This is a genomic window from Pedobacter panaciterrae (assembly GCF_013204795.1).
Lineage (GTDB): Bacteria > Bacteroidota > Bacteroidia > Sphingobacteriales > Sphingobacteriaceae > Pedobacter > Pedobacter panaciterrae.
Genome location: NZ_JABMKW010000016.1, coordinates 129,909 through 156,905, shown reverse-complemented (window position 1 = coordinate 156,905; position 26,997 = coordinate 129,909). Strand labels below are relative to the sequence as shown.

Sequence of the window (26,997 nt, the reverse complement as noted above, 5' to 3'; positions counted from 1 at the left end):
ATGATTAAATATTGTTGAACCTGTTTTTAAAATGATCTGCTATTTCATTTACAGAATAACTATTTAAGCATTGTTTGGCCTCCAGGCCTCCTTTTCTGCCCACTAACACGCCATACTTCATATCATGGAAGCCTTCTGTTCTGTGGGCATCCGGATTTATAGATAAAATAACGCCTTTTTCAAGCGCATAGCGATGCCAGCGCCAATCCAGATCTAAGCGCAAAGGGTTGGCATTGATTTCTATAACTACATTATTTGCAGCACAGGCATCAATTACTTTGGCATAATCTATTGGGTAACCTTTTCTGCTAAGCAGTAATCTACCGGTAGGGTGTCCTAGTATGGTAGTATATGGGTTTTCTATCGCTTTTATTAATCTTGAAGTAGCTTTTTCTTCGTCCATACGCAGGATGCTGTGTACAGATGCAACTACAAAATCAAACGTTTTAAGGATGTCGTCGCTGTAATCCAATGAACCATCAAAAAGGATGTCGCTTTCTATTCCTTTAAATATTTTAAATGGAGCAAGTTTAGCATTTAATGCTTCAATTTCCTGATGCTGTGCGTAAACGCGTTGTTCGTTTAGGCCATTGGCATAAAATGCGGATTTTGAATGATCGCAAATTCCCAGGTATTCTAATTGCAGGTTGTCTTTACAATAAAGCGCCATCTGTTCCAGGGTATGCACGCCATCACTCCAGGTAGAGTGGTTATGTAAACTTCCTTTTAGGTCATTGTAGGTAATTAACTGAGGCAGTTTGTTTGCCTTTGCCAATTCTATTTCATTTAATCCCTCTCTAAGCTCCGGTTCAACAAATGCTAATCCGGCTTTTTGATAAATAGATTGCTCATCATTAAAGGGGCCATTGCCTGCTAAAGCTAAAACATCGGTAACATGTTTTTCATTGCCGGTTAATTTAAACCAATTGAGGTAGAAATCGTGTTTGGCTACCACATAAAGTTTGATTTTAAGACCTGTAGGACTGTGTGCTATAAGTGCATCATCGCCCTGCGCTTCAAATTGTAAAGGCTCAAATTCTGATATTCTTGTAACTACTTCTTCGATGCGCTCAGCACCAATTACGAGTTCTATTTCTTCGATAATTTCCAGACAGCGGCGGTATGCTCCGGCAACACCTAAAAGCGGCTCTCCGCTGATGCCCCTAAGCCATATGGCAAGGTCTCCAAATAGTGTGTTAACAAAACCTTCTGCCTGGGCATACAGGAATTTGCCATGTGCTGCCATCTGAAATTCAATAACTTTCTTGATCTCTTCCTGTGTTTTCAGACCAAAGCCTTTTGCTTCAATAAGTCTGTTTTCATTGCAGGCGTAATAAAGTTCGCCAATGTTTTCGATAGCGAGATCTTTCCAGATAACTGATATTTTTTTAGGGCCAATACCTTTAATGCCCAGCATTTCTACAATTCCTTCGGGTGTTTCGGTCAGGATGGTCTGAAGTTCAACCATGGAGCCTGTCTGCAGTAACTCCCATACTTTTGCCGATATACTTTTGCCAAGGCCATCTATGAGTGCGATTTCTTCGAGCGTTTTATCTTTAATGGCAAATGGCAGTTTATCTACTTTAAAAGCGGCATTAGCCACTGATTTTATTTTAAAAGGATTTTCATTATGTAGTTCCATCAATTGAGACAGGAGACGGAGGGTACGGGCGATGGTCTTGTTTTCCATTGAGTTATTTTTTACCTTAACAGTAATGGAGCTATTTTTTAGGATAATTCCATCGTTGCTAAATTAAATAAAAACGCTCGGTTTTTTGATTAAACTATTATTGGCATGGTTTTTTTACCTTATGTTGCTATGAGACAATTCAATATTTTAAGTGTTTTTTTGCTGGCTCTGGTTTTGGGCTGCAATGAACCAAATAAAAAGACGACAGAGGAGGACAAAGAGGCCCGTCTTCCTGCCGGTGCATTTCCAGAGTATTCCGGAGATCTGATGATTGTTCCGGGCAAGTCGATTGATAAAGTGTTTTTAGGGCAAGACATGCAAGAGGTTTTTAAGATTTTAGGGAATCCAAATGACGGTGATGCCGCGATGGGAAAGGCGTGGGGGATATGGTACCTCAGAGATTCAACTGATACCAAAAAAGGAATGCTGTCGGTTTATTCATCTTATAAGGATAGCACGATGGTTACTAAAGACGTTAAGCAGATTGTGGTGAGTGCTTCGAATTACAGAACTGATAAGGGTTTAAGGATTGGAGTATCTCTTGATGAGATAAAGGCAGTTTTTCCGAATGTAAAAAAGGCCGAGATTTATGTGAGCACTGTTAAAAAAGATACTTTAGTTGTTTATGATGCAGAGGATGAAGGGATAGCTTTTGATGTAAGGAATAAAGGAGATCATTTTTTTACTACTGCCATTACAGTACATCCTAAAAAAGTATCGGTAAATAGTACATATCTAACAATACATCCGGGTTGGAATAAAGTTCAATAAAGAAAGATTGTTTGACGCTGCTGATTTTAGGGCTGTCGTTTTGAGGCTTTCGTCATCTCCTTTGATTAACCAAAGGAGATGACGGTGCGTTCTAAAGTATGACGATGCGTTCTAAAGAATAAAAGTTAAGATCTTTTAATTTACTTTAATTTCAAATGGCATGCGTGTTTGTACGCCTGATTTTGAAATGGCTGATTTTATTTGCTGATAAATTGGATAGCTATCGCCAAGTTCTTGCTTGGCATAATATGTTTTTACTTTATCGGTACTGTTTTCCATAAATGACTTTAGGGGGCTTATCATTTCAGGATATTCCACTACTCTGTACTCTTTTACCTTTGCTTTTTTTGCTGCCGAAACAATAGCATCATTAAAGCTTCCGGTTCTATCTGCAAGTCCTATTTTTACCGCATCTGTACCTATCCAAACACGGCCACCACCAATGCTATCAATATATGCTTTAGACTTTTTACGTCCTTCAGATACATGAGTAATAAAGGTATCGTAAACTCTGTTTACATCAGTTTGAATAATTAGCCTTTCGCCATCAGTTAGAGGGCGGTTAGTACTCATGATATCGGCATATTTTCCGGTTTTAACACCATCAAATGTAATTCCAAGTTTGGAGTTCAGTAATTTCTGGAAATTAGGAATCACACCAAATACGCCAATAGATCCAGTTATTGTGTTTGGCTGTACAAAAATTGAATCCGCTGCACAAGCAATATAGTAACCTCCGGATGCTGCCACATCACCAAATGAGGCAATTACCGGTTTAACTTTTTTCGTAAGAATAATTTCTCTCCAGATTACATCAGAAGCAAGTGCGCTGCCGCCTGGTGAGTTTACCCTCAATACAATAGCTTTGATGCTTGAATCTAATCTGGCCTTTCTGATGGTTCTGGAAAGGCGCTCAGAACCAATCTGTGCATTAGAGCCTTCTCCACCAACAATATCTCCATCAGCATAAATTACAGCTACTTTGTTTTTACCGCTTTCACTTTTATCGGCGTTTATATTTTTGGCATAATCGTTTATAGTTATGCTGCTGATATTGCTTTTCTTGTCTTTACCGCTTAAAGATTTAAGCTCGTCAAGAATTTCATCTTTAAATTTAAGACCATCAATCAGCTTATAAGCAAGTGCGTCTTTTGGCTGCTGAATTTTATAATCGTCTGCAATCTGATGTAAGGTCGGAGTACTGATGTGTCTGCTTTCAGCGATTCCTTCAAGAAATGTATTGTACATTCCGGTTAAATAAGCGGTAACCTGCTCACGATTTTTATCGCTCATTTTATCGTTAATAAATGGCTCAATTGCACTCTTATAAGAGCCTACTCTTATAATTTGTGCCTCAATACCTAATTTATCCAGTGCTCCTTTAAAGAACATGACCTGAGAGCTTAAACCTTTAAATTCAAGTGCACCTTCAGGATTCAGATAAACTTTATCGGCCACAGAGGCCAGATAATAAGCACTCTGCGTATAAACCTCGCTATAAGCTATAATTTTCTTTTTACTGGTTTTGAAATCTATTAAAGCATTTCTTACCTCGCGTAATGTTGCGAAGCCCGCATTTGGAGAAGTTACATTAAGATAAATGCATTTAATATCATCATCTGTTTTTGCTTTTTTAAGAGACTTAAGAATATCATTAAATCCTATACTTTTCTCGCCATCTCCACCTACAATTGGTAGATTTGAAAAAGTATCATCCGGAGTTCGCTCTTTAATTGCCTGATCCATATTTAAATAAAGTACCGAATTGCTGCTTACACTAACAGTTTTATCACTCTCGAGAGATGAAACAACACCAACAATAACTACAACAAATAACAGGGTAAAAAGGACAAGTGAAATGATAACTCCAACAACGGTTGCAAAAACATACTTGAAAAATTCTCTCATGTGGTGGTTTAATATTTATTTTGTAAATATAAGTAAAAAAATAGCCTGAGGCCTTTATATGATATTTGATACTAAAAAAGTTTATTTGTTACTGGGTAGCAACCTTGGCGATAGGGAACAGTTGATTGAAGATGCCATTAAACAAATTGCTAATGAAATAGGAGAGGTGTTTATAAGATCGTCAGTTTACGAGACTGAGGCCTGGGGAAATGAAGATCAGCCTTCTTTTTTAAATATCGCATTAGGTGTTAAAACTAAACTTACACCCATTGATGTGCTAAATAAAGCTTTGGAAATTGAACTTGAACTTGGAAGGGTTAGGCATGAAAAATGGGGTTCTCGTTTAATTGATATTGATCTCATTTTTTATGATGACATTGTGGTAGACATGGGAGCTGAATTACAAATACCTCACCCTCAGATGCAATATAGAAAGTTCGTTTTAGAGCCTTTGGCTGAGATAGCTCCTGATTATATACATCCGGGTTTAAAAATAACCGTTCGCGAAGTATTAGAAAGATTACGTGATAATTTATCTGTATCTAAAATTTAATTATATTTTTGTTCCAATGATTAACGTAAATAAAAATGATGAGCCTTTAGATCTTTCTTACTTAAGAGAGATGTCTGCAGATAATGCGGAGTTTATCATAGAGATGATAGATCTTTTTAAAGTTCAAACGCCGGTATACCTTTCTGAGCTTGAAAGTGCAGTAGCCGCTAGAAACTGGCCATTGGTATCAACCTGTGCACATAGAATGAAACCTACCTTTGCTTATATTGGAAGGGAAGATGCTAAACTGCACATGCAAATGATTGAACATAATGCCCGCGAGCTTATTGATGTAGAAGCATTGCCTCAGGCATTTGCTGAAATTGCTGAGTTTGTGCCAATCTTATATAAGCAACTAGATCGTGCAAAAGCGGATCTTGAAAAAGATCTTTAAGCTGCAGGAATACGTCTGAAATGTAAAATTGACAATCCTATATACAACACCAGTATAAAAGGAATAGCGGCAAATTTCAGAAAAGGCAGTAGCAGTGCTGATATGATCAGAAAGATATACTTTATTTTATTCTGAGCCCAGCTCGTTGAACTGAATTTTAAAGAGAAGATTCTAATCTCACTTACCAGTAGCCAGCTTAATAGTGCCGTTAATCCAATAAGCAGTAAGGTAGAATTGATAACCGAGGGATAGTCTTTTTGAATAAACGGCAGGGAGACTATAAACAAAGTATTCATTGGGGTATTTAAACCGATGAAATCTTCCGTTTGCCTGGTGTCGTTATTAAATTTGGCTAATCTTAATGCAGAGAATACCGTAATAATAAAGGCCAGATAAGGCAGGTAAGGCGATGCATAGTCGCTTTGCGAAAGTAGTTGGTACATTACTACTCCTGGCAGAAAACCGAAGCTTACCATGTCGGCCAAAGAATCCAGATCTTTTCCGATGTTTGATTTTACGTTTAATAATCTGGCTGCAAAGCCATCAAAGAAGTCAAAGATTCCGGACAGCAGCACAAAATATGCTGCTGTCTCCAGAGCTCCGTTAAAAGCATAAACTATTCCGATGCAGCCTGAGAACAGATTTGCACAGGTAATTGCATTAGGGATATGCTTCTTTATCATTTATTAGCTATTCATCGAAATTAAAAACTCTTCGTTCGATTTTGTGCCTTTTATTTGTGCCTGTACAAATTCCATGGCTTCCTGAGCATTCATATCAGCCAGGTGGTTACGTAAGATCCATACACGTTGTAAAGTGTCTCTGTCATGTAACAGGTCATCTCTACGTGTGCTCGAAGCAGTAATATCGATAGCAGGGAAGATACGTTTGTTAGATAGTTTACGATCTAACTGTAGCTCCATGTTACCGGTACCTTTAAATTCTTCGAAGATCACCTCATCCATTTTAGAACCGGTATCTGTTAACGCAGTTGCAAGGATGGTTAAAGAGCCACCTTTTTCTATGTTACGTGCGGCACCAAAGAAACGTTTCGGTTTGTGTAATGCATTTGCATCAACACCACCAGAAAGGATTTTACCCGATGCAGGAGCAGTTGTGTTATAAGCTCTGGCTAACCTGGTGATAGAGTCTAGCAAGATTACTACATCATGACCACATTCTACAAGACGTTTAGCTTTTTCTAAAACGATGTTGGCAATTTTAACGTGACGTTCTGCCGGCTCATCAAAAGTTGAAGCAATAACTTCAGCTCTTACACTTCTTGCCATATCAGTAACCTCTTCCGGCCGCTCATCTATCAGTAATATGATCAAATAAACCTCAGGGTGATTTTTCGCAATTGCATTGGCTACCTCTTTGAGTAAATTGGTTTTACCTGTTTTAGGCTGCGCTACAATTAAACCACGTTGCCCTTTACCTATTGGGGTAAACAAGTCAATGATCCTGGTAGAGTAGTTGTTGGTTTCTGTGAAAAGATTTAACCTTTCAGTAGGAAACAAAGGAGTAAGGTAGTCAAATGGAACACGGTCCCTAACATCAGCTGGTAAGCGTCCGTTAATAGTTTCTACTCTTACTAAGGGGAAATACTTTTCGCCTTCTTTTGGAGGGCGGATGCTTCCTTTTACCGTATCACCTGTTTTTAAACCAAATAGTTTGATTTGCGACTGAGATACATAAATATCATCCGGAGATGAAAGATAATTGTAATCAGCAGATCTAAGGAAGCCATAGCCATCAGGCATAATTTCCAGAACACCTTCGTTGGTGATGGTATTATCAAAATCAAGATTTGAATAGCTATTCTCATTTTGTTTTTGATGACCGCCAGTATTAGGCCCTTTAGGTCTGTTCTCGTCTCTTTGAGGTTTATTACCTTTTTTGTTTTCACCTGAAGGAACGTTTTGGATAGGCGCCACTACAGGAGCGGGTTGAGCTGTTTCTGCGACCTCTGAAGGAGCTTCAGTAGCTTCAATCTGAGGCTCAGCATCCGGAACGGATAATTCTTCAGCAGCTTCCTCAGCATACCTTTGTTCCGAGCCGGGAAGCGGATCAAACAACGATGCCCTATTGAAAGGTTTAGTTGTTGGGCCTTCTTCTTCCTTTGCAGGAATCCGGATTCTTTTACGGGTTGGTTTTTCAGCAGTACCAGTATCTTTTACAGTTTTCGCTTTACTGATTTTAGCTGGTGCTGCTACCTCAGTCACCTCAGCTACAGGAGCGCCTGTTTCTTGTTCTGTTATTTGTGCAATAATTTCAACCAGTTCAGCCTTACGTAACTCATCAGCATTTAGTATACCTTGAGTTTTTGCAATCTCACGCAATTCGGCTGTGAGTTTTTCATTTAATTCTGTTTTATTAAACATTATATGGGTGTAGAGAAATTTTTAAAAATAGAATTTACCAATTGAACAGAGCAGAAAATACGGCTATAAAAGATAGTAGAAGACAAAATTTTATTGGATTTTCTGGAATGATCAGATAAACTTTTAGAGAATTATGTTGCAATTGTATGTATTTGTAAACTAATCTCCAAGAAAAACTTAAAATTGTTTAAAATAATTTCATTCAAAAGTTTTTAAATAGGCATTAAATCACTGTTAAATTTGGCATCTTTGCACACAAAATTTACCCTCTGATGAATAAGAAGCAGTTATTTGAACAAATCAAAAGTAAGAAATCTTTTTTATGTGTTGGCCTTGATCCGGTTTTGGAAAATATCCCAAAACACTTATTAAAATACGAAAACCCTGTGTTAGAATTTAATAAGCAGATAATTGACGCAACTAAAGATCTGTGTGTAGCTTACAAACCTAACACTGCTTTTTATGAGTCGATGGGATTAAGGGGTTGGGAAACTTTAATTAAAACATGGCAATATATTCCTAATGATATTTTTACAATTGCTGACGCAAAAAGAGGAGATATCGGGAACACTTCGGCCATGTATGCAGATGCCTTTTTTAATGAGGCCAAGTCTGAGATGAGTTTTGATGCTATAACCGTTGCTCCTTATATGGGAAAGGATTCTGTTGGTCCGTTTCTGGAATATAAAGATAAGTGGGTAATCCTTTTGGCTTTAACATCAAATGCAGGTCATAGCGACTTTCAGTTGCATGAAACGCCGGATGGTAAATTGTATGAAGAAGTGATTCGAATTTCATCTCAGTGGGCAGGTAGTGAGCAGTTGATGTATGTTGTAGGTGCTACACGGGGTTCTGAATTTGAAAATATAAGGAGACTGGCTCCCGATAATTTCTTATTGGTACCGGGTATTGGTGCACAGGGGGGCAGCCTTGCCGATGTTTGTAATTATGGCTTAAATAAAGAATGTGGCCTACTCGTAAATTCTGCAAGGGCTATCATATATGCAAGCAAAGGCGAAGACTTTGCTGAAAAAGCAAGGGAAGAAGCCATAAGTGTACAAAAAGAGATGGAGCAGATATTGTTATCTGCGAAATTGATATGACCGCTAAAACGGATTTTAAACTAATATTTGCTTTAATAGGTGTTGCTGTTGTTTGGGGAACAACATACCTTGGGATTCGTGTTGCAGTGGAAACCATCCCTGCCTGGTTTGTTGCCGCAATAAGACAAGGATTTGCATCCTTAATTTTGATGGGGATACTGCTGAGCAAAAATGAATTGAAATGGAAAAGCTGGCCTTATTTGAGAAGGCAGTTGCTGGTATCTGTTTTAATGATTGTTGTTGCTAATGGAATGACTACTGTAGCAGAAGAAACCATACCTAGCGGATTAACATCGCTGATTAATGCGCTGAGCCCATTGGTTGTGTTTCTGGGAAGTGTATTGTTTGGTTTACAAAGACCCAGTTTAAAAGGCTTTGCAGGTGTAATTATTGGCTTTTTGGGAGTAGCTTTTATTTTTAGGGCAGGTTTAGGTGATCTGTTAGACCCTAATTATAAAACAGGGATTATGTTTTTATGTTTTGCGGTTACCGGTTGGGCCTCAGGAACTATTTACACTAAAAAATATACCCTTAAAACAGATAATATATTTCTTGATCTGTTTTATCAATTTGTATTCTCCGCTATAATTCAGCTCGGACTTGCATTTGTTTTCTCTGGAGATACACATATAGCGACCTGGAGTTTAAAGAGCTTAATGGCGGTAGGTTATCTGGCCATTTTTGGATCTGTAGTTGGGTATTTCTGTTACCATTATGCTTTAAAGAAGGTTACTGCTACCGAAGTGTCTGTACTTTCTTATTTCAATACCGTTATTGCATTGTTTTTAGGTTGGTTAATCCTTGATGAAATTGTTACGTTTGACATTATTATTGCTACAATCTTAATTATCCTGGGTGTATTCATCACAAATTATAAAAAGCAAAAAATATAATTTAGCGGGATAATAATAATAGCAGGATATACTAATAAATGCTAAATATTTTAATTCCGGGATAAAAGCACACAATGCTTTTACGTCTCAGGCGTTGTTACAACTAAATAAATATTACTGTACTCAAAAAAAATGCTTAAATTGTGGTATAGGAATTAAAATTTTAAAAAAATAATATGTTCCAGCGCATTGTTACCTTTTTTGAAAAGCAAAGTTTCGGGGTGTGTACTTACCTTGCAGAGCGTTTAAATATGTCGATTAGTAAAATCCGGCTGTTCTTTATTTACTCTTCCTTTTTAGCGGTAGGTTTTCCTATTGTGTTTTATATTCTGGCGGCACTTGTTCTAGATGTAAGACACTATATCAAAAGGATTCGCCTGCGTATTTGGGACGTATAGACGACCTTGAACTTTTAAAAGCTAAACCCGCAGAATTTCTGCGATCTCAGAGAAACCCTTTTCCTCAGCCAGGTCAGCAGGTAGTTTGCCCCCTTCCATTCTGCTATTTACTTCAGCATTATGCTCTAGCAATAGAATAATTATTTCAATGTCTCCCTGTTGGGCAGCTGCATGAAGAGGTGTGAAACCCGCTTGTTGTTTTACGTTTATTATTGCCCCGGCATCGATCAGCATCTTGGTGATGTTATAACTTTTAATAGCTACTGACGAGTGTATAGGATATACATTAAAGCCATTGTTTGCAGGGATATTTACATCTGCTCCGCTTTCTATCAGGAATTTGCATATCTCCTCATTGGCAAAATAAGTGGCTAAACCCAAAGGCGTAAAGCCATCAGCCGATAAAGAATTTACTGAATCCGGGTTTTGAGCAACCAATTTGGTAGTAAGCTCATATTTGCCTAGTGCGCAGGCTTCAAATATGGTAAGGTTTGCCACAAAACTTGCAATTAATAAGGCAATTCCAGGTTTTCTGTAATAGCATGCCAATAATGCAGGGGATATCCCGTGGCTTGTTTTTTGACTGGCAAGCTGCGGCTGTTTGGTTAAAAGATCTGATATCTCTTGTTTCTTATCGGCTTCGATTAAACTTTCAAGATGAGCAATGTCCATTGTTAAATTTAAATTAAAAATGCTTAATAAAATTAACAAACTTAGCTAAAAATGTTTTATCTAAAAAAGAATCCCGCCTAGTGGAATACTAAACGGGATCACCCTAAAACAAAACTATATCTAAAAAATCAAAACTTAAACGCTTTGTATCTATGACTTTAATTAAGTGAGAAGGTTTAAAATACTCGAGGAATTTATTTTAAGAAGATACATGTTTTGTAAAAGTTTTTGAAGAAATAAACGTTTTTACATTGAATAAATTTGTTGAATTAGACGATGTTTAGCGGTATTTGTAATATCTTAGCATAGATGGCAATAATATTATTTAAGTTTGTTGATTATTAATATTCGTAAGAAAAATGTCGGTAAGGGGAAACCAATTTAAGTCCAATTCTTTTAAAAATGATCAAGCTGATAAGCAGGGCTCCAGATCGCAAGGCACAAAGAAATTCAGGGAGAGATCAGAAATATTGCCCCGTCTGGATTTTCAGAATGGACGGGCGATTAAGATCATAGGCTTGTTTTTTGTCATTCTTTCACTATACTTTCTTATAGCTTTTACTTCATACTTATTTACCTGGCAAGAAGATCACAGCTATGTAATTGATGCTAATGGTGGCTGGAGTAATTTGTTTAAAACTTACGAGGAACTGCAGCAGGTAAATATCCCTCCAGTAGTGCAGAACTGGCTTGGCAAGATAGGCGCATTGCTATCTCATCAATTTATTTACGAATGGTTTGGTGTGGCCTCTTTTCTTTTTGTATTTGTATTCTTTGTTATTGGATACCGATTGCTGTTTAAGGTAAAAATATTCGCCCTTGAAAAAACATTGGGTTATAGCCTTTTCTTTTTGCTGTTTATCTCTTTAACTTTCGGGTTTTGCCACGCTTTCTTTTCCAATGCCCCTCATTTTTTAGAAGGTGAGTTTGGCTATTGGACTAATAAACTGCTGACCGCCCAGATTGGGACTGCAGGAGTAGGGGTGCTAATTGCTTTTTTAGGGTTAACGATTTTAATAATTGCCTATAACATAGATTTTAAACTACCCCTGCGTAAACAGGATGGCGGAATTGTTCCTGAAACACCTGATAATATTGAACTGGAAAACGAAATGCCCTCTGAGCCTGTTGAGTTTACACTTAATGATAAACTAGGTAATCAGCGTAAAAAGGAGCAGAATATAGTAGTTACTCCGTCAAGATTTGAAGAAAGGGACGTTGAGGAGGAAAAAACACCAGTATTTACTCAGGCGGTAAATGTTATGCATCCGCCAATTGTCCTTTCTCCATCAGTTGATGAGCGACCTAAATCTCCTATTCTGGAGGTTCCCAAGGCAGAGCCAGAATTAACTATTGAAAAAACTGAAGAAGATAAGAAATCAGAAGAGCTTGTTGAGCAATTTGGTAATTATGACCCTACGCTAGATCTGGCTAGTTATAAATATCCTCATCTGGACCTGTTGGAAAACTATGGCTCCAATAAAATATCTGTTAACGCAGATGAGTTGGAGGCCAATAAGAATAAGATTGTTGAAACCTTAAATCATTATAACATAGAGATTGATAAGATTAAGGCTACAATAGGACCAACGGTTACACTTTATGAAATTATCCCGGCACCTGGTGTCCGTATTTCGAAGATCAAAAATCTGGAGGATGATATTGCTTTAAGTTTAGCCGCTTTGGGTATACGTATTATTGCACCAATGCCTGGTAAAGGTACAATTGGAATTGAGGTGCCTAATATGCACCCGGAGATGGTTTCAATGAGAAGTATTCTGGCTACAGAGAAGTTTCAGCAAACTACAATGGATTTACCTATTGCACTGGGTAAAACCATCTCTAATGAGGTTTATATTGCTGACCTTTCCAAAATGCCTCACTTACTTGTTGCCGGGGCTACCGGGCAGGGTAAATCGGTAGGTATTAACTCAATTTTGGTGTCGTTACTTTATAAAAAGCACCCTTCGCAACTTAAGTTTGTGTTGGTCGACCCAAAAAAGGTTGAGTTGACTTTGTTTAACAAAATTGAGCGTCACTTTTTGGCAAAGCTGCCTGGTGAGGCTGATGCGATTATTACAGATACCAAAAAGGTAATTAATACCTTAAATTCTCTTTGTATTGAAATGGATCAGCGTTATGATCTGTTAAAAGATGCGCAGGTTAGGAATTTAAAGGAATACAATGAGAAATTCATTAAAAGGAAATTAAATCCGAATAACTCGCACAGATTTTTGCCATATATAGTGCTGATAGTTGATGAGTTTGCAGATTTGATGATGACCGCTGGTAAAGAGGTAGAGACGCCTATTGCCCGATTGGCGCAACTTGCACGTGCGGTTGGTATTCACCTTGTACTTGCAACCCAGCGTCCTTCAGTAAACATTATTACAGGTACCATAAAAGCCAACTTCCCGGCACGTTTGGCGTTCAGGGTATTGTCTAAGATAGATTCAAGAACTATTTTGGATAGCGGTGGTGCAGATCAGCTAATTGGTAGGGGGGATATGCTATTGTCTACCGGAAATGACCTGATCAGGTTGCAGTGTGCATTTGTTGATACACCGGAGGTTGATAGGATCTCTGAATTTATTGGCGTTCAGCGTGGTTATCCGGAAGCTTATCAGCTGCCAGAATATATCGATGAGGCAGCAGAGTCAGCTAAGCTTGATTTTGATCCGAACGATAGGGATTCTATGTTCGAAGATGCCGCCAGATTAATTGTTATGCATCAGCAAGGTTCTACATCTTTAATACAAAGAAAATTAAAGCTTGGTTATAATAGAGCAGGCCGTATTATTGACCAACTAGAGGCTGCAGGAGTGGTTGGCCCATTTGAAGGAAGTAAGGCAAGAGAAGTTTTAATACCTGATGATTACGCTTTGGAACAGTTCTTGAATGAGCTTAATAAATAATTAAAGAACATGATGAAGAAGATAGTGTTGTTGATGTTTGTGTTGGGAGTTACCTTGTCCTCTTACGCTCAAACCGATGCCAAGGCAAAAGCCATATTGGCAGAGGTAAGTAAAAAATATCGTTTATACGATGTTGTTAAAGCCGATTTCACTTTTACTGTAGATAATCAGCAAGCAAAAATTAAAGAAACGCAGCAAGGCACATTGTATGCAAAGGCCAGTGCCAATAAATACAAGGTTGCCATGACTAGCCAGGATTTAATAAGTGATGGTAAAAGCCAGTGGACTTATTTGAAGGACGATAAAGAAGTACAACTTACGAATGTTGACAACAGTGATGATGTGATAAACCCCGCAAAGATTTTTACACTTTACGAAAAAGGGTATAAGTACTTATATACAGGAGATAGTAAGGTTGGTGGCAAGGTTTATCAAATGATCGACCTATCGCCTATAGATACTAAAAAGTCTTTTTTCAAGATCCGATTAAGTATTGATAAGGGAGCTAAGCAGATTTCCAATGTGCTGATCTTTGATAAGAATGGAAGCAAGTATGCTTATTCTATAAAATCTTTTGTGCCTAATGTTAAGGTCCCCGAATCTACATTTGCTTTTGATGCTAAGAAATATCCGGGTGTAGAGGTGGTAGACTTGAGGTAAGATTGTATTTTTTTAACAATTTTTTCTAAGTTTGGTGGTATGACAGTAACTCCTCTATTTTGAAGATCACGATTTTAGGAACAGGTACTTCGCAGGGTATTCCTGTTATCGCATGTAATTGCATAGTTTGCCGGTCTGCCGATCATAAGGATAAGCGTTTAAGGGTATCAGTTCTGATAGAAACGGGGGATAGAACCATTGTTATTGATAGTGGACCGGATTTCAGATACCAGATGCTTAGGGCAAATGTTAAAGATCTGGATGCTATTTTGTTTACCCACGAACATAAAGATCATGTTGCTGGCTTAGACGACATCAGACCATTTAATTATCTGCTGAAAAAGAATATAGAGATATATGCAACAGAACGTGTTCAGCATGCTTTAAAAAAGGAATTTTCTTACATTTTCGCTGAAGCACACTATCCGGGGTTACCACAAATTGATTTAAATACTATAGCTAACGATGCTTTCTCTGTTGGTGAGACAACGATAATCCCTCTTGATATAATGCATTATAAGCTTCCTATTTTGGGATTCCGGATAAATGATTTTGTTTATGTCACGGATGCAAAAACTATTTCTGAAGAAACTATTTCTAAAATTGAAGGCGCTAAAATACTAGTTGTAAATGCTTTGCAAAAAGAGCAGCATATATCTCATTTTACATTAGATGAAGCAATTGACTTTGCCCGGAAGATAGGGGCAAAGGAAACCTATTTTACACATATCAGCCATAATATGGGGCTTCATGAGGTTGTTGAAAAAGAACTGCCAGATAATATTAAATTAGCCTATGATGGGTTAATATTATATTGCGAATAAATATATATTTGCAGTAAGATACCCGGGTGGCGAAATTGGTAGACGCGCCAGCTTGAGGGGCTGGTGCTGGCAACGGCGTGGCAGTTCGAATCTGCTCTCGGGTACAAAGATAAGTTTTTAAAAGCCTAATAATCTGATTATTAGGCTTTTGTGTTTTAGTTTTTTCGCCATTTTCAACTTAGAACACTGGAATTAGTTATTGTATTTAATTTATAATCGATTGATTTACAGTTGTTTGTTATTTTGTGTTTTGATCCTAATTAATGTAGTTATTTTATTGAATCATAGTGCTTTACGCTTTTTGGTGATTTTTAGAGGTGTTCAATGTAAAACGCTTAACCACCCTTAAATTCTTTTTTTCGACCTTTGGATTTTTCTATTTTCTGAATTTCATTCTCGTTTATTTCTCTCGAATAAATCTCTACAATAATTTCCGCGAGTAGTTGCAATAGTTGTTTTTCGCTTTCATTGGCATATTTGTATTCTTTTTTGCCACGATCAGATATTCTTTTAGCTTTCCTCTTAATAGTTTTCATTTATCATAAGAATATGATATTTATTTCTAAGGTATAACTTCTATATTGTTTCAATGTTTAGTATGTGTTAAGTAATGAGATGGGGATGAGTTTTTTTAAGTAATAGAATTTACTTAATCTCCTTTGGATACGCTTTTCTTTCTCGTGACATAATCTTTGTTAAGTTATGAATTCTCTTAACTTACTGTCTGTTCAAATGTAGCAACTCCATACCCTTGGTAAAAGGGAGGCTTTTTTTGTTTTTTAATTTTACAGCTTCTAATTTGTATATTGAGGCAAAACAATATTAATGGCGATTTCCTCCAAACACCACTATATCCCCCAGTTTTTCCTGAATGGGTTTACCAATGATCAAGGAGAGTTTTATATCTACGATAAGCAGCGAGACCAGATCAAATCAAAAAGCTTTCCGCCAAGTACTCATTTCTTCGAGAAGGACAGGAATACAATTGTAATGGATGGCCAGGCTGATGATACTCCAGAACAGCTTTTTGGTCTGTTTGAGAACAGAGAAAAAGTGATTGTCAAATTTATTCAGGAACAGAAAGGTATCCCACAACTTTCGATGCAGCAGATGGTTGATTTACAAATTTTTCTTAGTAATCTTTTTTTCCGGCTTCCGGTGTTGGATTCCACTTTCAAAAGATATATGGAAGATACAAGTTTTCCCTTGCGGGAATTGAAGGTTAAGAATAGAATTTCCGGAGAGGCTGCTCCACCAGAATTAATGGAGAAGTTGAGAATGGATCCTTCATTCCAGCGTATGTACAGGCCTGCGATTGGTTCAATGGTGCTATTGAGGTCCAACTCTATCGAGGATCATGAAAACTGGGGTTTTTCTCTCAGATCAGATTCAAATAATCTATTATCGGATAATCCTTTGATCTTTGATGACCTTAGAACACTAGATTTTTTTGAAAATTCCTTTGTTATGCCAATGACCGGTCGACATAAACTTATACGTGTCAAAAAAAAAATATCAAAAACTCAATTAAGTCCAAAATTCGCCTTGATGAGTGAGGTATTGATGATCCATCAGGCAAAGCAGTTTGTGTGTTGTGCTTCTAGAGCGGTTTTGGAGCAGATGGTCTCTGCTTCAAAAGTATTCGATATTGAACTTTGCCGCAAAGCGGTATTTGAGGAATTAAGACAGTAATTCTTATCGGTGGATTGGTTTATAGCGTGGATTCGCCCTGGTATGTTTTGGGATGTAGACATGTTATCAATCCTATTACATAAATGTAACCTTAAATCTTTTGTGGATCCGAATCATTATATTTGAAAATGGTAAGCGAAATAATTGACGCATTGACTTCCGAAGATGATCTGACAAAACCACTGCTAAAAACAATGGTCTTTGCAAAAAGGATTGGTAATAATGAACTTACTGACTGGGCTAAGAAAGAACTAAATGGCTACAGTCCTGAAGAGACCATTCCTTATTACCGTTTTGCAAGAACTTCAGTTCTAGCAGTAATGAAACAATCTGGAAGATTGACCAAAGAAGTAGCGCTACCACTTTCCTGTTTTAACGATGATACTGTTAAAATTCTAATAAAAAGACGTTTCGATCATAGCGTTGGGCAATTACAGGATATTGTAAATAGGCACTCTGGTAACGGATATATTGGACAAGGCTTTGCTGCTGATGTGCTAAAGGCGTTGTCAAATGAGGCAAAAACAAATAAATATGATTTTGAGGTTGTCAAATGTAATCAGTTGGTTGCAACCTCTGAGCTAAAGGGAATGACGACAATTATCAGAACAAAACTGCTAGACCTCCTTTTAAAGCTTGAAGAAGATTTTTCGCAGGTAGATGAAAAGGGAGCAGATAGGAATACTAAAGCACAGATTGGCTCAACTATTAACTACTTCATAGGAGATATCTACCAGATCGAAAATAAGGGTGACAATGCTACAATCAATACAGGAAACGGAAATACTTTTTCTGGTGCCTCTGTATAAACTAATCAGAAACACGGGTAATTATAATATGGATTTAACAAAGATTAAGCAAGATAGGTTTAACTTCCTTAATAAGCTCTACATAGAATCAAACGGTAGTCAGAATGCAGTATTCAGTATGCACGAAATGGGAAGGGAACTTGGTTTCGATTCTGGTAAAACTTCCGATGTGGTTAACTACCTGAGGGACGAAGGTCTGATTAACTCTCACGGTCTTGGAGGAACGATCAAAATCAGCCATGAAGGAATTAAGGAGGTTGAGCAGGCACATAACGCTCCAGAGAAGCCAACGGAACATTTTGCTCCGATAAATCATATCCACATCAATTCGACCGGAAATGGTAATGTGATCAACACTGGTAATAGTAACAACTTTACACTATCCAATTCGATTGAAAAAAGAAAAGTAGAGGATAAGGCTGAAGAGATCATCTATACTTTGAGAAATGATTTGAGTTTAGCAAAAGCCGAAAAAGAGGCTGCTATAGTTGTTTTTAGTCAGCTTATTGAGGAGTCTAGGTCAGGAACACCTGTAACATCGACTGTTGAGCGGGCTTTGGCTATTGGAGCAAATGTATCCTCTGTCGGTTCCCTTGTAATCTCTCTCTTTCAACTTATTTTTACTAAAAACTAAAAAGAATGAAGGTTCTTAACGAAAACCAGTGCAAAAATCTGGATAATATATTGAGTGCATTTGGAGATGGTATTTACCTTGATGGGGAGTTGGTATTAAATGTGGTACCTAATGAAAAAAGTGCGATCGGGCTGATCAGTATTTTAAAGAGTAGGGGTTTGATCACTACGCAGGACGTTGAGGATAAGGATTTACCCTATATAATGATCTTAGATTCATCTGCTTACATTTTTCTTGAAAATGGAGGTTTCCAAGGAGAATTAAAAAGGGAAAATGAAAAGCAGAAAATGACTTCCCGACCTCATATTAATATTCATTCCACTGGTAACCAAAATGTAATCAATACTGGGGATTATAATACAATTCATGCAAGTTTTAATAATGGTAAAGGCGATCTTGACTTGTTTAAACAGGATTTAAGAGAACATGAAGTGAATGAAGCTGAAATAACTGAAATTGTCAATATTGTTCAAACGGAAGTCCCGGTTGAGAATTCTATTGGCCCCTCTGCCAAAAACTGGATTAGGAAAATGCTCGATAAATCGATGGAAGGTACCTGGAATATTGGGCTCGCTACAGCGGGAGGTATATTGACTGAAATACTAAAAAAGTATTATGGGTTATAAAGCTATTTAGTTTATCCACTAAGTTTTTTGTAAAAAACGGATGTTTGAACAGTTTAGAAATAAATTACATCAAATCTAATTGAGGCTATGTTCATTGGCAAAAGATGATTGACCTAGCTTTAATTGCTTTGATACTGTTGTCATAACTTGAACCAATTTCTTTTGCTCTCCGTTCTTCTTTCGCTTGCTAAAATAGTTCCTGTTTTTTTAATCAGAGAGTTCGGCTTTTTGATTGTACTCCATCAAGTTTGGGATGAATATATTCTATGGTTTACTTTACTCAATAATATAAAAATAATCCTGTCATCACTCGGTGCTCTTTGAAATATAGAATTGTAAATAGCCATTTAAGATCCTTAGATTATAGCATAAACCATTATGAATCCACTTTCTGCCCGACCAGTTGCCATCTTTGATGAGGGCCGCTTCAGTTTCTTCTAATTTGTCAAGTAGTTCCAAATCCTTACCAAAGATTAACAGGAGTTTCTGGATAAGGGCATCGAGCTCGTTGCCAAATAAATGTTTTGAATTTGTAGGTTTTTCTCTTGAAAGTATTAGGAAACTGCTACCTTCGGCTTCACGGCTGTTAATCTGATAAATTTTGTTGAAGTAGTCAAATAGAAAAAAACAGCCAAAATAGGTGCGCTGGTTACCATCTTTACTGATCCTGGGTTCTACATGCTCGAGAATTGCAGGAATGATATTTAGAACTCTATCTCCATTGAAATGAAGCCAGTTTTTGTAATGCTGAACAAACTCTTCGGGGTTCAAGACAAGCGTATTCATGCCAAAGTTTTCGTAGATCATTTGTGCTTTTTTATAATTCTTTTTGTCACTGGTAATATAAAAATCACAAGTTGTGGCATATGCGGTATGAAAGGCATCTTCAATTGTATTGCGAAAAGTCTGTTTCCTTCCTTTGTCAATTTTTATCTGGTCTTCCTGATAGCCATGCATATCTAATTTTAGGTACTCATTGGTGAGTTCATTGTACCAGTCTGGTGCATTCGGATTTGAAGTAGTGATATCGGGATAGGTAATCCCCAGTTTCTGATAGCTGTTATTGATCATCTTATAGGGGGCCGAGTTGTCAAAAAGCCTGTCTCTATTGATTTTAACTCCACTTTGCACTATTTCACGAAGTTGTTTGTAATCTCCCCGTTCATTGAGCCTATTGAACATGTTTAAGATGGAGTTTAAAAGTCCCTTAATCGTATAGTTATTTTCAAGATCAGGTAGGAATTGTTTCATTTGAGCTGCCGTTTCAGGGTTCTCAAATGCTTGTCTGAATACATCATCGACAGGTAAATTCCTTAACGAGTCTAGTGCTGGCTTGATCAGTTTGGCAATTTCCTGGTCTTCCGTGCTGGTAATTATCTCACTTATATCAAAATCCAGGATGTTCAGGATATCTTTAACATCTGTTCTGTCGGCGTATAAATCTTGTGGAGATCTGTTTGCAATAATTACTTCTTTGCCGGTATTATATACACAGTAGTTGCCGGTTAACTTTGATATAAAATTCAGGTCTGAATCTATATTCGATTTATTTGATTCTTGTTGGTTGCTTGCTGCGATGTCTCCTATATGTGAAGTGGAGTAGAGCTTGAAGAATTTGTCATTGTCGGCAACGATTCCAGAAAATTCTGTGTGTCTGCCAGCTTTCATTTGGCTCATTACATTCCAATCCATATATATCCTAATCATAGTACTAAGATTTGTTTATTTCATGTTTAAATTTTGTTCGAAGTTTGAATTATCCACCAAACAGTTTTTTATAAAATGTTGTCTTAACTTCTGCATTTTCAATAATTGTCATTTCTAGTCGCATTTCTGATAGGTTTTCATATTGTTGGTAAGCTTCATCAAAATCTTCGATAGCCCATTTGCAATCCTCCTCTTTATTTAGCTTCTTGCACAGCTGTGCAATTGAGGTAAGAATTGGTTGTAAGTTTTCTTTGGTCACTTCCAGACCAATAAGGGATTTCAGAAAAGTGAATATCACGTTTTTATTAAATCCGTTGGTTTTACTTAAATCTATAAACTGCATGACTTTTTCCCAGGAAATAAAGAGATTACATACTTCATCATATGCTTCTACCAAAATATTAAGGACATCGAAGTGATACCAATCACTTATTGTTTGTGATATCATGCGTTTTACAGCCCTATAATCCTTTTCTATCTTTTCATTTTCATTTGAGCATAGAATTTCTCCACGAATTGAAGAATTATCAAAATCAATCAGAATAGCGTTGTGTATATATCTTTTGTCCAAATCACTCAAAAAGGTTATTACATTTCCAGCATGGAGGTCACCATGACCATATCCTAAAACATGGCAAAAACGTAAAGCATTAAGTATTGAAGGTATTAATGAATGTGCAAGGTCTTCCTGGATAATTTCCCGGTTTGCTGGGGAGAGTTCTTCAATATTGTCCCATAATTTTTGGAGAGGTACACCGGGTATTAGTTTTGTAACTACAGCTTTGCAAGTTTTTAAATCCTGATTTTCAAATGTTTCAATGGTGTATGTATTTGCAACTTGAGGATGATTTGTCATTGTTGATATTGCCCAGCCTCTTGCCGATCCTTCAGGAGCAATTCCTTTATGATGAATTTTAATTGCCACTTCCAACGTCCTATCTATATCCAGCGCTTTGTATACTGCTCCATAGGCCCCCATTCCAAGGGGCGTTTCATCGAGTATCTCATATTTATGAGGATAGGTTTTCTTAAATTCTGCCAAAATATTGGCATTCTCTTCACGCAATTTAGTTTTCTCTAGTTCTCGGTCGTTAATCATGATGCATTTTTTTATTAATGACTAAACTAATTAAATCTTAATAGTTGCCGACATTAATCTGATGATTTTATTGTTCATTCGTCCACTTTAAGTTAATTTCGAATTTCAACTCTTAATTTATGGACTGTTATAGCTGTGGAAACCAAATTACAAAGGAGAATTCATCACGGGAACACATTATCAACAACAGTGTCGGTGGAAATCTCGTTTCCAGTGAGTTGTTGTGTAAAAAATGTAATAGCGAGTTTGGGGATACAATAGATGCGGAATTGAGTGGTCAGCTTGCTGAAATATCATCTCTATTGGGAGTCAATAGAGACAGGGGCGCTGCAGAACCCAGAATTAAAATGATCTCATCCTCTGGTGAAATTAAAGAAGTTGGATTAAAATTAAAGCCATATTATAAATTAAGATATAAGGTCAAGGGTAAAGAAGTGGTATTGTTCGAAACCGAATCCAAATTTGCCAAGCTTTTAAAAAGGAAGAAAGAAGAGCTATCAAGAAAACAAGAAGTCTTTTTTGTTGAATCCTCTGAACTGCCAAGTAAAGAGCGATTTAACATTCTTAACAGATTTACAGACGAGAATGGGAACCGAAAATTTGGTGGAAGAATTTTCTTTCGCTCAATAGTTAAGATGTGTTTAAATATGTATTTATTTAAAGGCTATGATATTCAATTTTGTGGGGAGGTTATTGCATTTATAAAGGGGAGTAAAGAAGATAATATTCATTTTTACTATTTTCCTAATAATTATAATATACATGAGCTTGGACCGGAAGAGGTATCTCATATTATTCATCTTCGTGGTGACAAACAGTATCGGATACTATATGCGTACATTGAACTTTTTAATTTTGAGAATGCAATTGTAGTTTTTAACATGGATTATAATGGACCTGAAATTAAAGAAACCTATTCCAAAGATCTGTTAAATAATAAAGAGTTGGACAAAAACATTACAATACGACTTACTAGACAACATTTTGAAGATTTACATTTAATATCAGGAAGTTTTCTTAAATCTTATACTAACAGGTATCAAAGAGTCCTTGATATCATAGGTAATAGACAAATGAATGGATAAATGATTGGATTTATCCCGTGATTATCACTAGGTAAAGTATTTAGGTTTAGTACTTTTTCACTTTTCTAACTGTATCTTACATGAGGCTGTCTATAATAATAGTGATTGTTTTCAATGCGGTATCTTCTTTCAAAACAGAACATCCAAAGTCCTTCAGTGGGTTTAAATGATTTTTAGGATTTCTATTTAAGAGTTTTAAAATTATTATACCTCAAAACTTCATTTTGTAGGTTTAGTTGTCAAAAGTTAATCTGTTATTAATAATTTCTATGCTTAATTTAGATGCGAATGTATTTTTTAGTTATTTGCAGAGAAATTTTAGATGTCTGATCTAATTAGGACAAATGTCATAAGATAATGCTAAAACAAAAAGCTGGAAAAGAAGAAAAGAGTATCGCAGAGGAACTCCAAGAAAAAACTGGTTTTATCTTGGAACATAATGTCGCGACAATCTTGGAAAACAATAATTGGTTTGTTATACACAATCGATTCTATTTGGATGATGTACAACCTATACAAAGAGAAATCGATTTACTAGCTTATAGGGTTAGAGAATACGATGATGCTGTTGTATATACCACGATTATAGTAAGCTGCAAAAAAAGTGCTTTCAAAGACTGGGTATTTTTAACCAGAGATGCACCATCTACAAAATTGAACTTGGATATCAGGCCTTATACATATTGGAGCAATTCTAAAATTGTGAATCACTTGTTTTCTGGTAAGTTTTCAGATATGAAGTTCTGTGACCAAGATAAGCTTAGTAAGATAGATTCTTTATTTGAGTACGATAAAACAGTTTTTGCTTTCAGGGAATACGATAATAAGCAAGCTACCAATAAGCTGGCTAACGATACGGGCATCTATGAAAGTATCATAACCCTAATTAAATCTCAGGCTTATGAGCTAGAATCATTGCCAACAAGAAGAGATGACAAAGATTACTTTTACAACATAAATCTGCTTGCCGTGGCAGATGTAAACAAATTCATTGAAATTGAATGTTCTGGGGATGAGCTTGTTGAAAGGGAAATTGAAAATATTAATTATGTGAACCGCTTTATTGTCAATAAAAGCGAACATAACAGTAGAATAATTTTCACTAAATTTTCAGCTATTGATAAAGTTGTAGCAGACTTTAATTTACTACATGATTTGAACTGTGAGATAATAAAAAAGGGTATACCTAATTTCTATTCCCAGGAAATCTTCGAGAGCTACCAAGCAAGGGCTATTTTAATTGAAGATTATGGAGATGAGCTGGTAAGCGAAATTAAGTGGCAAGTTTCTGATGAAGTAGATGTCATTGATAGCGATTTTAGATATTTCGACTTCCATTTTGATAATGAAGAAAATAAGATAATATTAGAATTCAGTGCATCGGAAAAGCTAATAGATTATCTAAATAATAATCAGGAGGTTTATGAAATCGCAAAAAACTGGTTATTTTGTTATCTAAGGTACACTGGCAATTTTACATTTGAAATTAATGATTTACCCTTCTGATTTTTTTGATTTAGGCTTTGAGTTACCTGACGTAAATTCCAACAAGGTTACATAAAAACAAACTTTTTTGACAGTTACAATGGAAAAAGGCAAGAATAAAGAACTAGAGTATTTTCGAACAGTAAGTTACACAAGCCCAGATTCATATATTAAATATCGAAGGCTATCGGAGTTCAATGTTAAAGTGTCTATTGCAGAAGAGGATTTTAAAGAAGAGATCTCACTCAATCTGTTGAATCAAACCGCTGGATCGCAGACGATATATGTAGATAATATACTTAAAAAAATAAACGATTCAGGTGTTAATGATTATGCCGATTATCAGTCCATGTTGAAATTTATCCGCGATCATGAGCTTGCCTGGAAAGATATGGATGCATTCTACAGAACACTGACTGATTTTTTCATCCTAGAGCTCCAACCTGATGGCCGGATAAGCTATTTTAATAAAGAACCGGATATTCCTACTGATTATGATGCTCCAGAAATGGCATTTCTGAATAAAGGTATAGGCTTTTTAACTGCTGAAGATGTAGAGAAAACGACTGCCTTCAATGAAAAATACGGCAAATACAATCGTGATAGCTGGGATATACGAACCAGAGATATTATGCCTGAAAAACGCTTCCTAGAAATGCTCACGAAAATTTGGGGAATTTTAGGTGAAGTTCCAATGAAATTCACTAAGTCAGCAGCAGGTGAGGTCGAAGATAAATTATACCAACTTAAATTCTACATTTTCAATGCACTCCAAGGCGAGAGCCTTAGAAATATCAAGTTACATGTTAACAATATAAATAATATGCTTTTAAAAGATCAGGGTAAACCCTGTTTTGAAAATTTCGAGATTTTTATTAATTCTTTAGAATACAATTACCCAGTTAAGCATTCTGTAGCATATTATGTGTACCAATGGAGGGAAAATCTAAAACATTTAAAAAAGGAAATTTTGGATAACCTAATTGGGCTCGAAAAGACTTCGAGAGCCGCGTATTTAGAGCGATTGGAGTTTGGTTGTAAGGAATTTCTAAAGAATATTAATGTCTATCGGAGCTCTATAGATCAATGGCTAGAAAAATATGAAACGACAGAAATAGAGATATTCGACCCAAGCCCATTTATTTCTAGTGAACTAAATAAAGTACTCATATCAGATGTCCCAAAGTTTCACGATGCATTTGAAGAAGGTTTCAATGGTGATACCGAGGCAATTCAGCATGATTTTTATAATTACCATTATGGAGAAACTCTTTATGAAGCTTTGACTTTTATTAATGATAAAGCTGGCAGGGGAGATTCTGCGGAAAAGACTTCTTTAAGAAAAAAAATCCGATCTGAACTTACTGTTGGCCAGTTGGCATATTTCTTTAAATTAATGATGGATGAAAAGTTGATAAGCTTTAAAGCGAAAACTGAAGTTTATAATTTCATAGCTGATAATTTTGATACATCACGTCAAGGAGATATAAGTTCAGACAGCGTCAAAAATAAAATGGATTCTCCTAATCCAAAAGATATGGATTTGGTCAAGGAGAAATTGTTGCACATGTTGCAGTTTTTAAAAAAAGATTCAGAAAAATAAATCGATTTAAGTTATTGATCTTTAGTCTTGTAATATAGGGTTGCGCAACCCTGTGCAACTGTTTTAGACTTTGTTTTTCTAACACCTTTACGGCATGACAATAAAAATCATTTCGAAATAGGTATGAAAAAATTATTTTACAAAAGACTAAAGACATCGATTCATTTGAAATCCATCGAGAAGCCAAGAAAGAACTGTTATTTAAATGGCTGGGCTGAAATGTTAATACTTCTACTGAAGATAATTTCAGCAGTCATTCCTGTGCTGAAGATCTTAATTGAGTGGTTAAAATTCTAAGGCAAATGAATCGATTTTTAATACAAAAATATTTGAGTTCCGCCAAGTTTTTAATTCAAACTAGAGTACCTTACGGAGGTTGAAAAATAAGACTTGGCGGACTGTACTCTTAAAAATCAATAAATTTTTTCGAACGCAAATCCTCAATTATAGGCTCTAGGATCTCACAAAACACTTTTAAATGTTCTAGGTAATCCTCAGAATTGGTACATCACCGGAGTGAAAGTTTTCAGGAATTTTCACTCCGTTTTTTTATGCCTTAACCTTCTGTTAATGTGATAGATAAGAGCAGCGGCTTCGGCTGGTGTTGCTGTGGGTATGGCTTCGAATAAGAAATGGTTTGATTGGACGGGGGAGATGATTAACCTGGTGGAATTAGGTTATGCGATTTATTTGTCGAGGCAATTGGGTAAGGATAGGGCTTCGCTGACGGAAATTGGTATTCCGGCGAACCGTTTCAGGGAGATCAAGCGCCGGAAAAGGTTATCACGTACACACTTTTTAGACCAGATGCGTCAGGTTTTGCTGGACTACATGGATGGGGAAGATGAGCTGTAGGGGTGTATTGGCCATTTTTTTGGTTTTGAGTGCTTGTTGGAAGTGCATGACTTTGGGGCTGGTATAAACCATGTCAAATACTATTTAAACGCTGATGTTTGAACTAGGTTCGAATCCCCGCGGATCACGAGAAGCCTCAACGAAAGTTGGCTTTTTGCTTTAATAGTTTTTTTCAAACAAAGGCAAAAAGCTGATTTTAAGCTACTGTCTGCAACCAATGGTCAAGAACTTGAATAT

Annotated in this window: 25 protein-coding genes and 1 tRNA gene; 18 read left to right on the top strand and 8 right to left on the bottom strand. The window is 36.5% G+C overall.

Annotated elements, in window-relative coordinates; translation table 11 throughout:
* Positions 1-4: 4 nt before the first annotated feature.
* A complete protein-coding gene (locus HQN86_RS08650; protein WP_172660608.1) occupies positions 5-1,690 on the bottom strand; it encodes a DNA polymerase/3'-5' exonuclease PolX in 1,686 nt (561 codons plus the stop codon).
* A 129-nt stretch (positions 1,691-1,819) separates the two neighbouring features.
* On the opposite strand from HQN86_RS08650, the gene HQN86_RS08645 reads away from it, so the two are divergent.
* Positions 1,820-2,461, top strand: a complete 642-nt coding sequence (locus tag HQN86_RS08645) for a hypothetical protein (protein WP_172660607.1) — start codon at positions 1,820-1,822, stop codon at positions 2,459-2,461.
* Between the two features lie 135 nt (positions 2,462-2,596).
* On the opposite strand, the gene sppA is transcribed toward HQN86_RS08645, so the two are convergent.
* A complete protein-coding gene (gene sppA / locus HQN86_RS08640) occupies positions 2,597-4,369 on the bottom strand; it encodes a signal peptide peptidase SppA (protein WP_172660606.1) in 1,773 nt (590 codons plus the stop codon).
* A 58-nt stretch (positions 4,370-4,427) separates the two neighbouring features.
* On the opposite strand from sppA, the gene folK reads away from it, so the two are divergent.
* Both folK and HQN86_RS08630 read left to right on the top strand, forming a co-directional pair.
* Entirely contained in the window at positions 4,428-4,922 is a 495-nt protein-coding gene (folK, locus tag HQN86_RS08635) for a 2-amino-4-hydroxy-6-hydroxymethyldihydropteridine diphosphokinase (protein WP_172660605.1), read from the top strand.
* A 16-nt stretch (positions 4,923-4,938) separates the two neighbouring features.
* Positions 4,939-5,316, top strand: coding sequence for a histidine phosphotransferase (locus HQN86_RS08630; RefSeq protein WP_048904397.1), 378 nt, complete (start codon positions 4,939-4,941; stop codon positions 5,314-5,316).
* Here the strand turns inward: HQN86_RS08630 and pssA are convergent.
* Positions 5,313-5,999: a CDP-diacylglycerol--serine O-phosphatidyltransferase gene (pssA, locus tag HQN86_RS08625; protein ID WP_172660604.1), complete on the bottom strand. Its 687-nt coding sequence runs from the start codon at positions 5,997-5,999 to the stop codon at positions 5,313-5,315. The two genes, HQN86_RS08630 and pssA, sit on opposite strands and share 4 nt — an antisense overlap.
* 3 nt (positions 6,000-6,002) lie before the next feature.
* Complete coding sequence (gene rho, locus HQN86_RS08620) at positions 6,003-7,700, bottom strand: transcription termination factor Rho (protein WP_172660603.1); 1,698 nt, start codon at positions 7,698-7,700, stop codon at positions 6,003-6,005.
* Between the two features lie 272 nt (positions 7,701-7,972).
* On the opposite strand from rho, the gene pyrF reads away from it, so the two are divergent.
* From pyrF to HQN86_RS08605, 3 genes are all read left to right on the top strand, one after another.
* Positions 7,973-8,803: an orotidine-5'-phosphate decarboxylase gene (gene pyrF, locus HQN86_RS08615; RefSeq protein WP_172660602.1), complete on the top strand. Its 831-nt coding sequence runs from the start codon at positions 7,973-7,975 to the stop codon at positions 8,801-8,803.
* On the top strand, positions 8,800-9,696 hold the full coding sequence (locus tag HQN86_RS08610; protein WP_172660601.1) for a DMT family transporter: 897 nt from the start codon (positions 8,800-8,802) through the stop codon (positions 9,694-9,696). The genes pyrF and HQN86_RS08610 overlap by 4 nt, the downstream gene beginning before the upstream one ends.
* A gap of 176 nt (positions 9,697-9,872) precedes the next feature.
* The gene (locus HQN86_RS08605) at positions 9,873-10,094 is read left to right on the top strand and encodes a PspC domain-containing protein (RefSeq protein ID WP_048904402.1); all 222 of its coding nucleotides are present in this window, start codon (positions 9,873-9,875) and stop codon (positions 10,092-10,094) included.
* Positions 10,095-10,115: 21 nt separating this feature from the next.
* Here HQN86_RS08605 and HQN86_RS08600 read toward each other — a convergent pair whose 3' ends face one another.
* Positions 10,116-10,766 carry an ankyrin repeat domain-containing protein gene (locus HQN86_RS08600; protein WP_172660600.1) on the bottom strand — a complete coding sequence of 217 codons (651 nt, stop codon included), beginning with the start codon at positions 10,764-10,766 and terminating at the stop codon, positions 10,116-10,118.
* Positions 10,767-11,125: 359 nt separating this feature from the next.
* Here HQN86_RS08600 and HQN86_RS08595 point away from each other — a divergent pair, with 359 nt between their 5' ends.
* The 4 genes from HQN86_RS08595 to HQN86_RS08580 all read left to right on the top strand — a co-directional run bounded on the left by HQN86_RS08595 (position 11,126) and on the right by HQN86_RS08580 (position 15,269).
* Positions 11,126-13,681 (top strand): FtsK/SpoIIIE family DNA translocase, encoded by a 2,556-nt coding sequence (locus tag HQN86_RS08595; RefSeq protein WP_172660599.1) that lies wholly within the window; start codon positions 11,126-11,128, stop codon positions 13,679-13,681.
* A 9-nt stretch (positions 13,682-13,690) separates the two neighbouring features.
* On the top strand, positions 13,691-14,341 hold the full coding sequence (locus tag HQN86_RS08590) for a LolA family protein (RefSeq protein WP_172660598.1): 651 nt from the start codon (positions 13,691-13,693) through the stop codon (positions 14,339-14,341).
* A gap of 59 nt (positions 14,342-14,400) precedes the next feature.
* Entirely contained in the window at positions 14,401-15,165 is a 765-nt protein-coding gene (locus tag HQN86_RS08585; RefSeq protein ID WP_172660597.1) for an MBL fold metallo-hydrolase, read from the top strand.
* Between the two features lie 20 nt (positions 15,166-15,185).
* Positions 15,186-15,269, top strand: a tRNA-Leu gene (locus HQN86_RS08580).
* A 231-nt stretch (positions 15,270-15,500) separates the two neighbouring features.
* On the opposite strand, the gene HQN86_RS08575 is transcribed toward HQN86_RS08580, so the two are convergent.
* Complete coding sequence (locus HQN86_RS08575) at positions 15,501-15,701, bottom strand: hypothetical protein (protein WP_172660596.1); 201 nt, start codon at positions 15,699-15,701, stop codon at positions 15,501-15,503.
* A gap of 289 nt (positions 15,702-15,990) precedes the next feature.
* Between HQN86_RS08575 and HQN86_RS08570 the strand changes: the two genes are divergently transcribed.
* The 4 genes from HQN86_RS08570 (at position 15,991) to HQN86_RS08555 (ending at position 18,926) form a co-directional block, all read left to right on the top strand.
* Positions 15,991-16,857 carry a DUF4238 domain-containing protein gene (locus HQN86_RS08570; RefSeq protein WP_172660595.1) on the top strand — a complete coding sequence of 289 codons (867 nt, stop codon included), beginning with the start codon at positions 15,991-15,993 and terminating at the stop codon, positions 16,855-16,857.
* 128 nt (positions 16,858-16,985) lie between these two features.
* Complete coding sequence (locus tag HQN86_RS08565; RefSeq protein ID WP_172660594.1) at positions 16,986-17,666, top strand: AbiTii domain-containing protein; 681 nt, start codon at positions 16,986-16,988, stop codon at positions 17,664-17,666.
* A complete protein-coding gene (locus HQN86_RS08560; RefSeq protein ID WP_172660593.1) occupies positions 17,614-18,300 on the top strand; it encodes a hypothetical protein in 687 nt (228 codons plus the stop codon). The genes HQN86_RS08565 and HQN86_RS08560 overlap by 53 nt, the downstream gene beginning before the upstream one ends.
* A gap of 5 nt (positions 18,301-18,305) precedes the next feature.
* Complete coding sequence (locus tag HQN86_RS08555; RefSeq protein ID WP_172660592.1) at positions 18,306-18,926, top strand: hypothetical protein; 621 nt, start codon at positions 18,306-18,308, stop codon at positions 18,924-18,926.
* Positions 18,927-19,232: 306 nt separating this feature from the next.
* Here HQN86_RS08555 and HQN86_RS08550 read toward each other — a convergent pair whose 3' ends face one another.
* On the bottom strand, positions 19,233-20,633 hold the full coding sequence (locus HQN86_RS08550) for a hypothetical protein (protein ID WP_172660591.1): 1,401 nt from the start codon (positions 20,631-20,633) through the stop codon (positions 19,233-19,235).
* Between the two features lie 49 nt (positions 20,634-20,682).
* A complete protein-coding gene (locus tag HQN86_RS08545) occupies positions 20,683-21,732 on the bottom strand; it encodes a protein kinase family protein (protein ID WP_172660590.1) in 1,050 nt (349 codons plus the stop codon).
* Between the two features lie 119 nt (positions 21,733-21,851).
* Here HQN86_RS08545 and HQN86_RS08540 point away from each other — a divergent pair, with 119 nt between their 5' ends.
* From HQN86_RS08540 to HQN86_RS08525, 4 genes are all read left to right on the top strand, one after another.
* On the top strand, positions 21,852-22,817 hold the full coding sequence (locus tag HQN86_RS08540; RefSeq protein WP_172660589.1) for an HNH endonuclease: 966 nt from the start codon (positions 21,852-21,854) through the stop codon (positions 22,815-22,817).
* Between the two features lie 357 nt (positions 22,818-23,174).
* Positions 23,175-24,323: a hypothetical protein gene (locus HQN86_RS08535; RefSeq protein WP_172660588.1), complete on the top strand. Its 1,149-nt coding sequence runs from the start codon at positions 23,175-23,177 to the stop codon at positions 24,321-24,323.
* 79 nt (positions 24,324-24,402) lie between these two features.
* Positions 24,403-25,905 carry a hypothetical protein gene (locus tag HQN86_RS08530; protein WP_172660587.1) on the top strand — a complete coding sequence of 501 codons (1,503 nt, stop codon included), beginning with the start codon at positions 24,403-24,405 and terminating at the stop codon, positions 25,903-25,905.
* 615 nt (positions 25,906-26,520) lie between these two features.
* A complete protein-coding gene (locus HQN86_RS08525) occupies positions 26,521-26,760 on the top strand; it encodes an RteC domain-containing protein (RefSeq protein ID WP_262889294.1) in 240 nt (79 codons plus the stop codon).
* Positions 26,761-26,997 lie beyond the last annotated feature (237 nt).

Bases quoted from the DNA above. Each gene is read 5' to 3' on its own strand.
- HQN86_RS08650 (WP_172660608.1), bottom strand. From the start codon at position 1,690: ATGGAAAACAAGACCATCGCCCGTACCCTCCGTCTCCTGTCTCAATTG.
- HQN86_RS08645 (WP_172660607.1), top strand. From the start codon at position 1,820: ATGAGACAATTCAATATTTTAAGTGTTTTTTTGCTGGCTCTGGTTTTG.
- sppA (WP_172660606.1), bottom strand. From the start codon at position 4,369: ATGAGAGAATTTTTCAAGTATGTTTTTGCAACCGTTGTTGGAGTTATC.
- folK (WP_172660605.1), top strand. From the start codon at position 4,428: ATGATATTTGATACTAAAAAAGTTTATTTGTTACTGGGTAGCAACCTT.
- HQN86_RS08630 (WP_048904397.1), top strand. From the start codon at position 4,939: ATGATTAACGTAAATAAAAATGATGAGCCTTTAGATCTTTCTTACTTA.
- pssA (WP_172660604.1), bottom strand. From the start codon at position 5,999: ATGATAAAGAAGCATATCCCTAATGCAATTACCTGTGCAAATCTGTTC.
- rho (WP_172660603.1), bottom strand. From the start codon at position 7,700: ATGTTTAATAAAACAGAATTAAATGAAAAACTCACAGCCGAATTGCGT.
- pyrF (WP_172660602.1), top strand. From the start codon at position 7,973: ATGAATAAGAAGCAGTTATTTGAACAAATCAAAAGTAAGAAATCTTTT.
- HQN86_RS08610 (WP_172660601.1), top strand. From the start codon at position 8,800: ATGACCGCTAAAACGGATTTTAAACTAATATTTGCTTTAATAGGTGTT.
- HQN86_RS08605 (WP_048904402.1), top strand. From the start codon at position 9,873: ATGTTCCAGCGCATTGTTACCTTTTTTGAAAAGCAAAGTTTCGGGGTG.
- HQN86_RS08600 (WP_172660600.1), bottom strand. From the start codon at position 10,766: ATGGACATTGCTCATCTTGAAAGTTTAATCGAAGCCGATAAGAAACAA.
- HQN86_RS08595 (WP_172660599.1), top strand. From the start codon at position 11,126: ATGTCGGTAAGGGGAAACCAATTTAAGTCCAATTCTTTTAAAAATGAT.
- HQN86_RS08590 (WP_172660598.1), top strand. From the start codon at position 13,691: ATGATGAAGAAGATAGTGTTGTTGATGTTTGTGTTGGGAGTTACCTTG.
- HQN86_RS08575 (WP_172660596.1), bottom strand. From the start codon at position 15,701: ATGAAAACTATTAAGAGGAAAGCTAAAAGAATATCTGATCGTGGCAAA.
- HQN86_RS08570 (WP_172660595.1), top strand. From the start codon at position 15,991: ATGGCGATTTCCTCCAAACACCACTATATCCCCCAGTTTTTCCTGAAT.
- HQN86_RS08565 (WP_172660594.1), top strand. From the start codon at position 16,986: ATGGTAAGCGAAATAATTGACGCATTGACTTCCGAAGATGATCTGACA.
- HQN86_RS08560 (WP_172660593.1), top strand. From the start codon at position 17,614: ATGCTACAATCAATACAGGAAACGGAAATACTTTTTCTGGTGCCTCTG.
- HQN86_RS08555 (WP_172660592.1), top strand. From the start codon at position 18,306: ATGAAGGTTCTTAACGAAAACCAGTGCAAAAATCTGGATAATATATTG.
- HQN86_RS08550 (WP_172660591.1), bottom strand. From the start codon at position 20,633: ATGATTAGGATATATATGGATTGGAATGTAATGAGCCAAATGAAAGCT.
- HQN86_RS08545 (WP_172660590.1), bottom strand. From the start codon at position 21,732: ATGATTAACGACCGAGAACTAGAGAAAACTAAATTGCGTGAAGAGAAT.
- HQN86_RS08540 (WP_172660589.1), top strand. From the start codon at position 21,852: ATGGACTGTTATAGCTGTGGAAACCAAATTACAAAGGAGAATTCATCA.
- HQN86_RS08535 (WP_172660588.1), top strand. From the start codon at position 23,175: ATGCTAAAACAAAAAGCTGGAAAAGAAGAAAAGAGTATCGCAGAGGAA.
- HQN86_RS08530 (WP_172660587.1), top strand. From the start codon at position 24,403: ATGGAAAAAGGCAAGAATAAAGAACTAGAGTATTTTCGAACAGTAAGT.
- HQN86_RS08525 (WP_262889294.1), top strand. From the start codon at position 26,521: ATGGCTTCGAATAAGAAATGGTTTGATTGGACGGGGGAGATGATTAAC.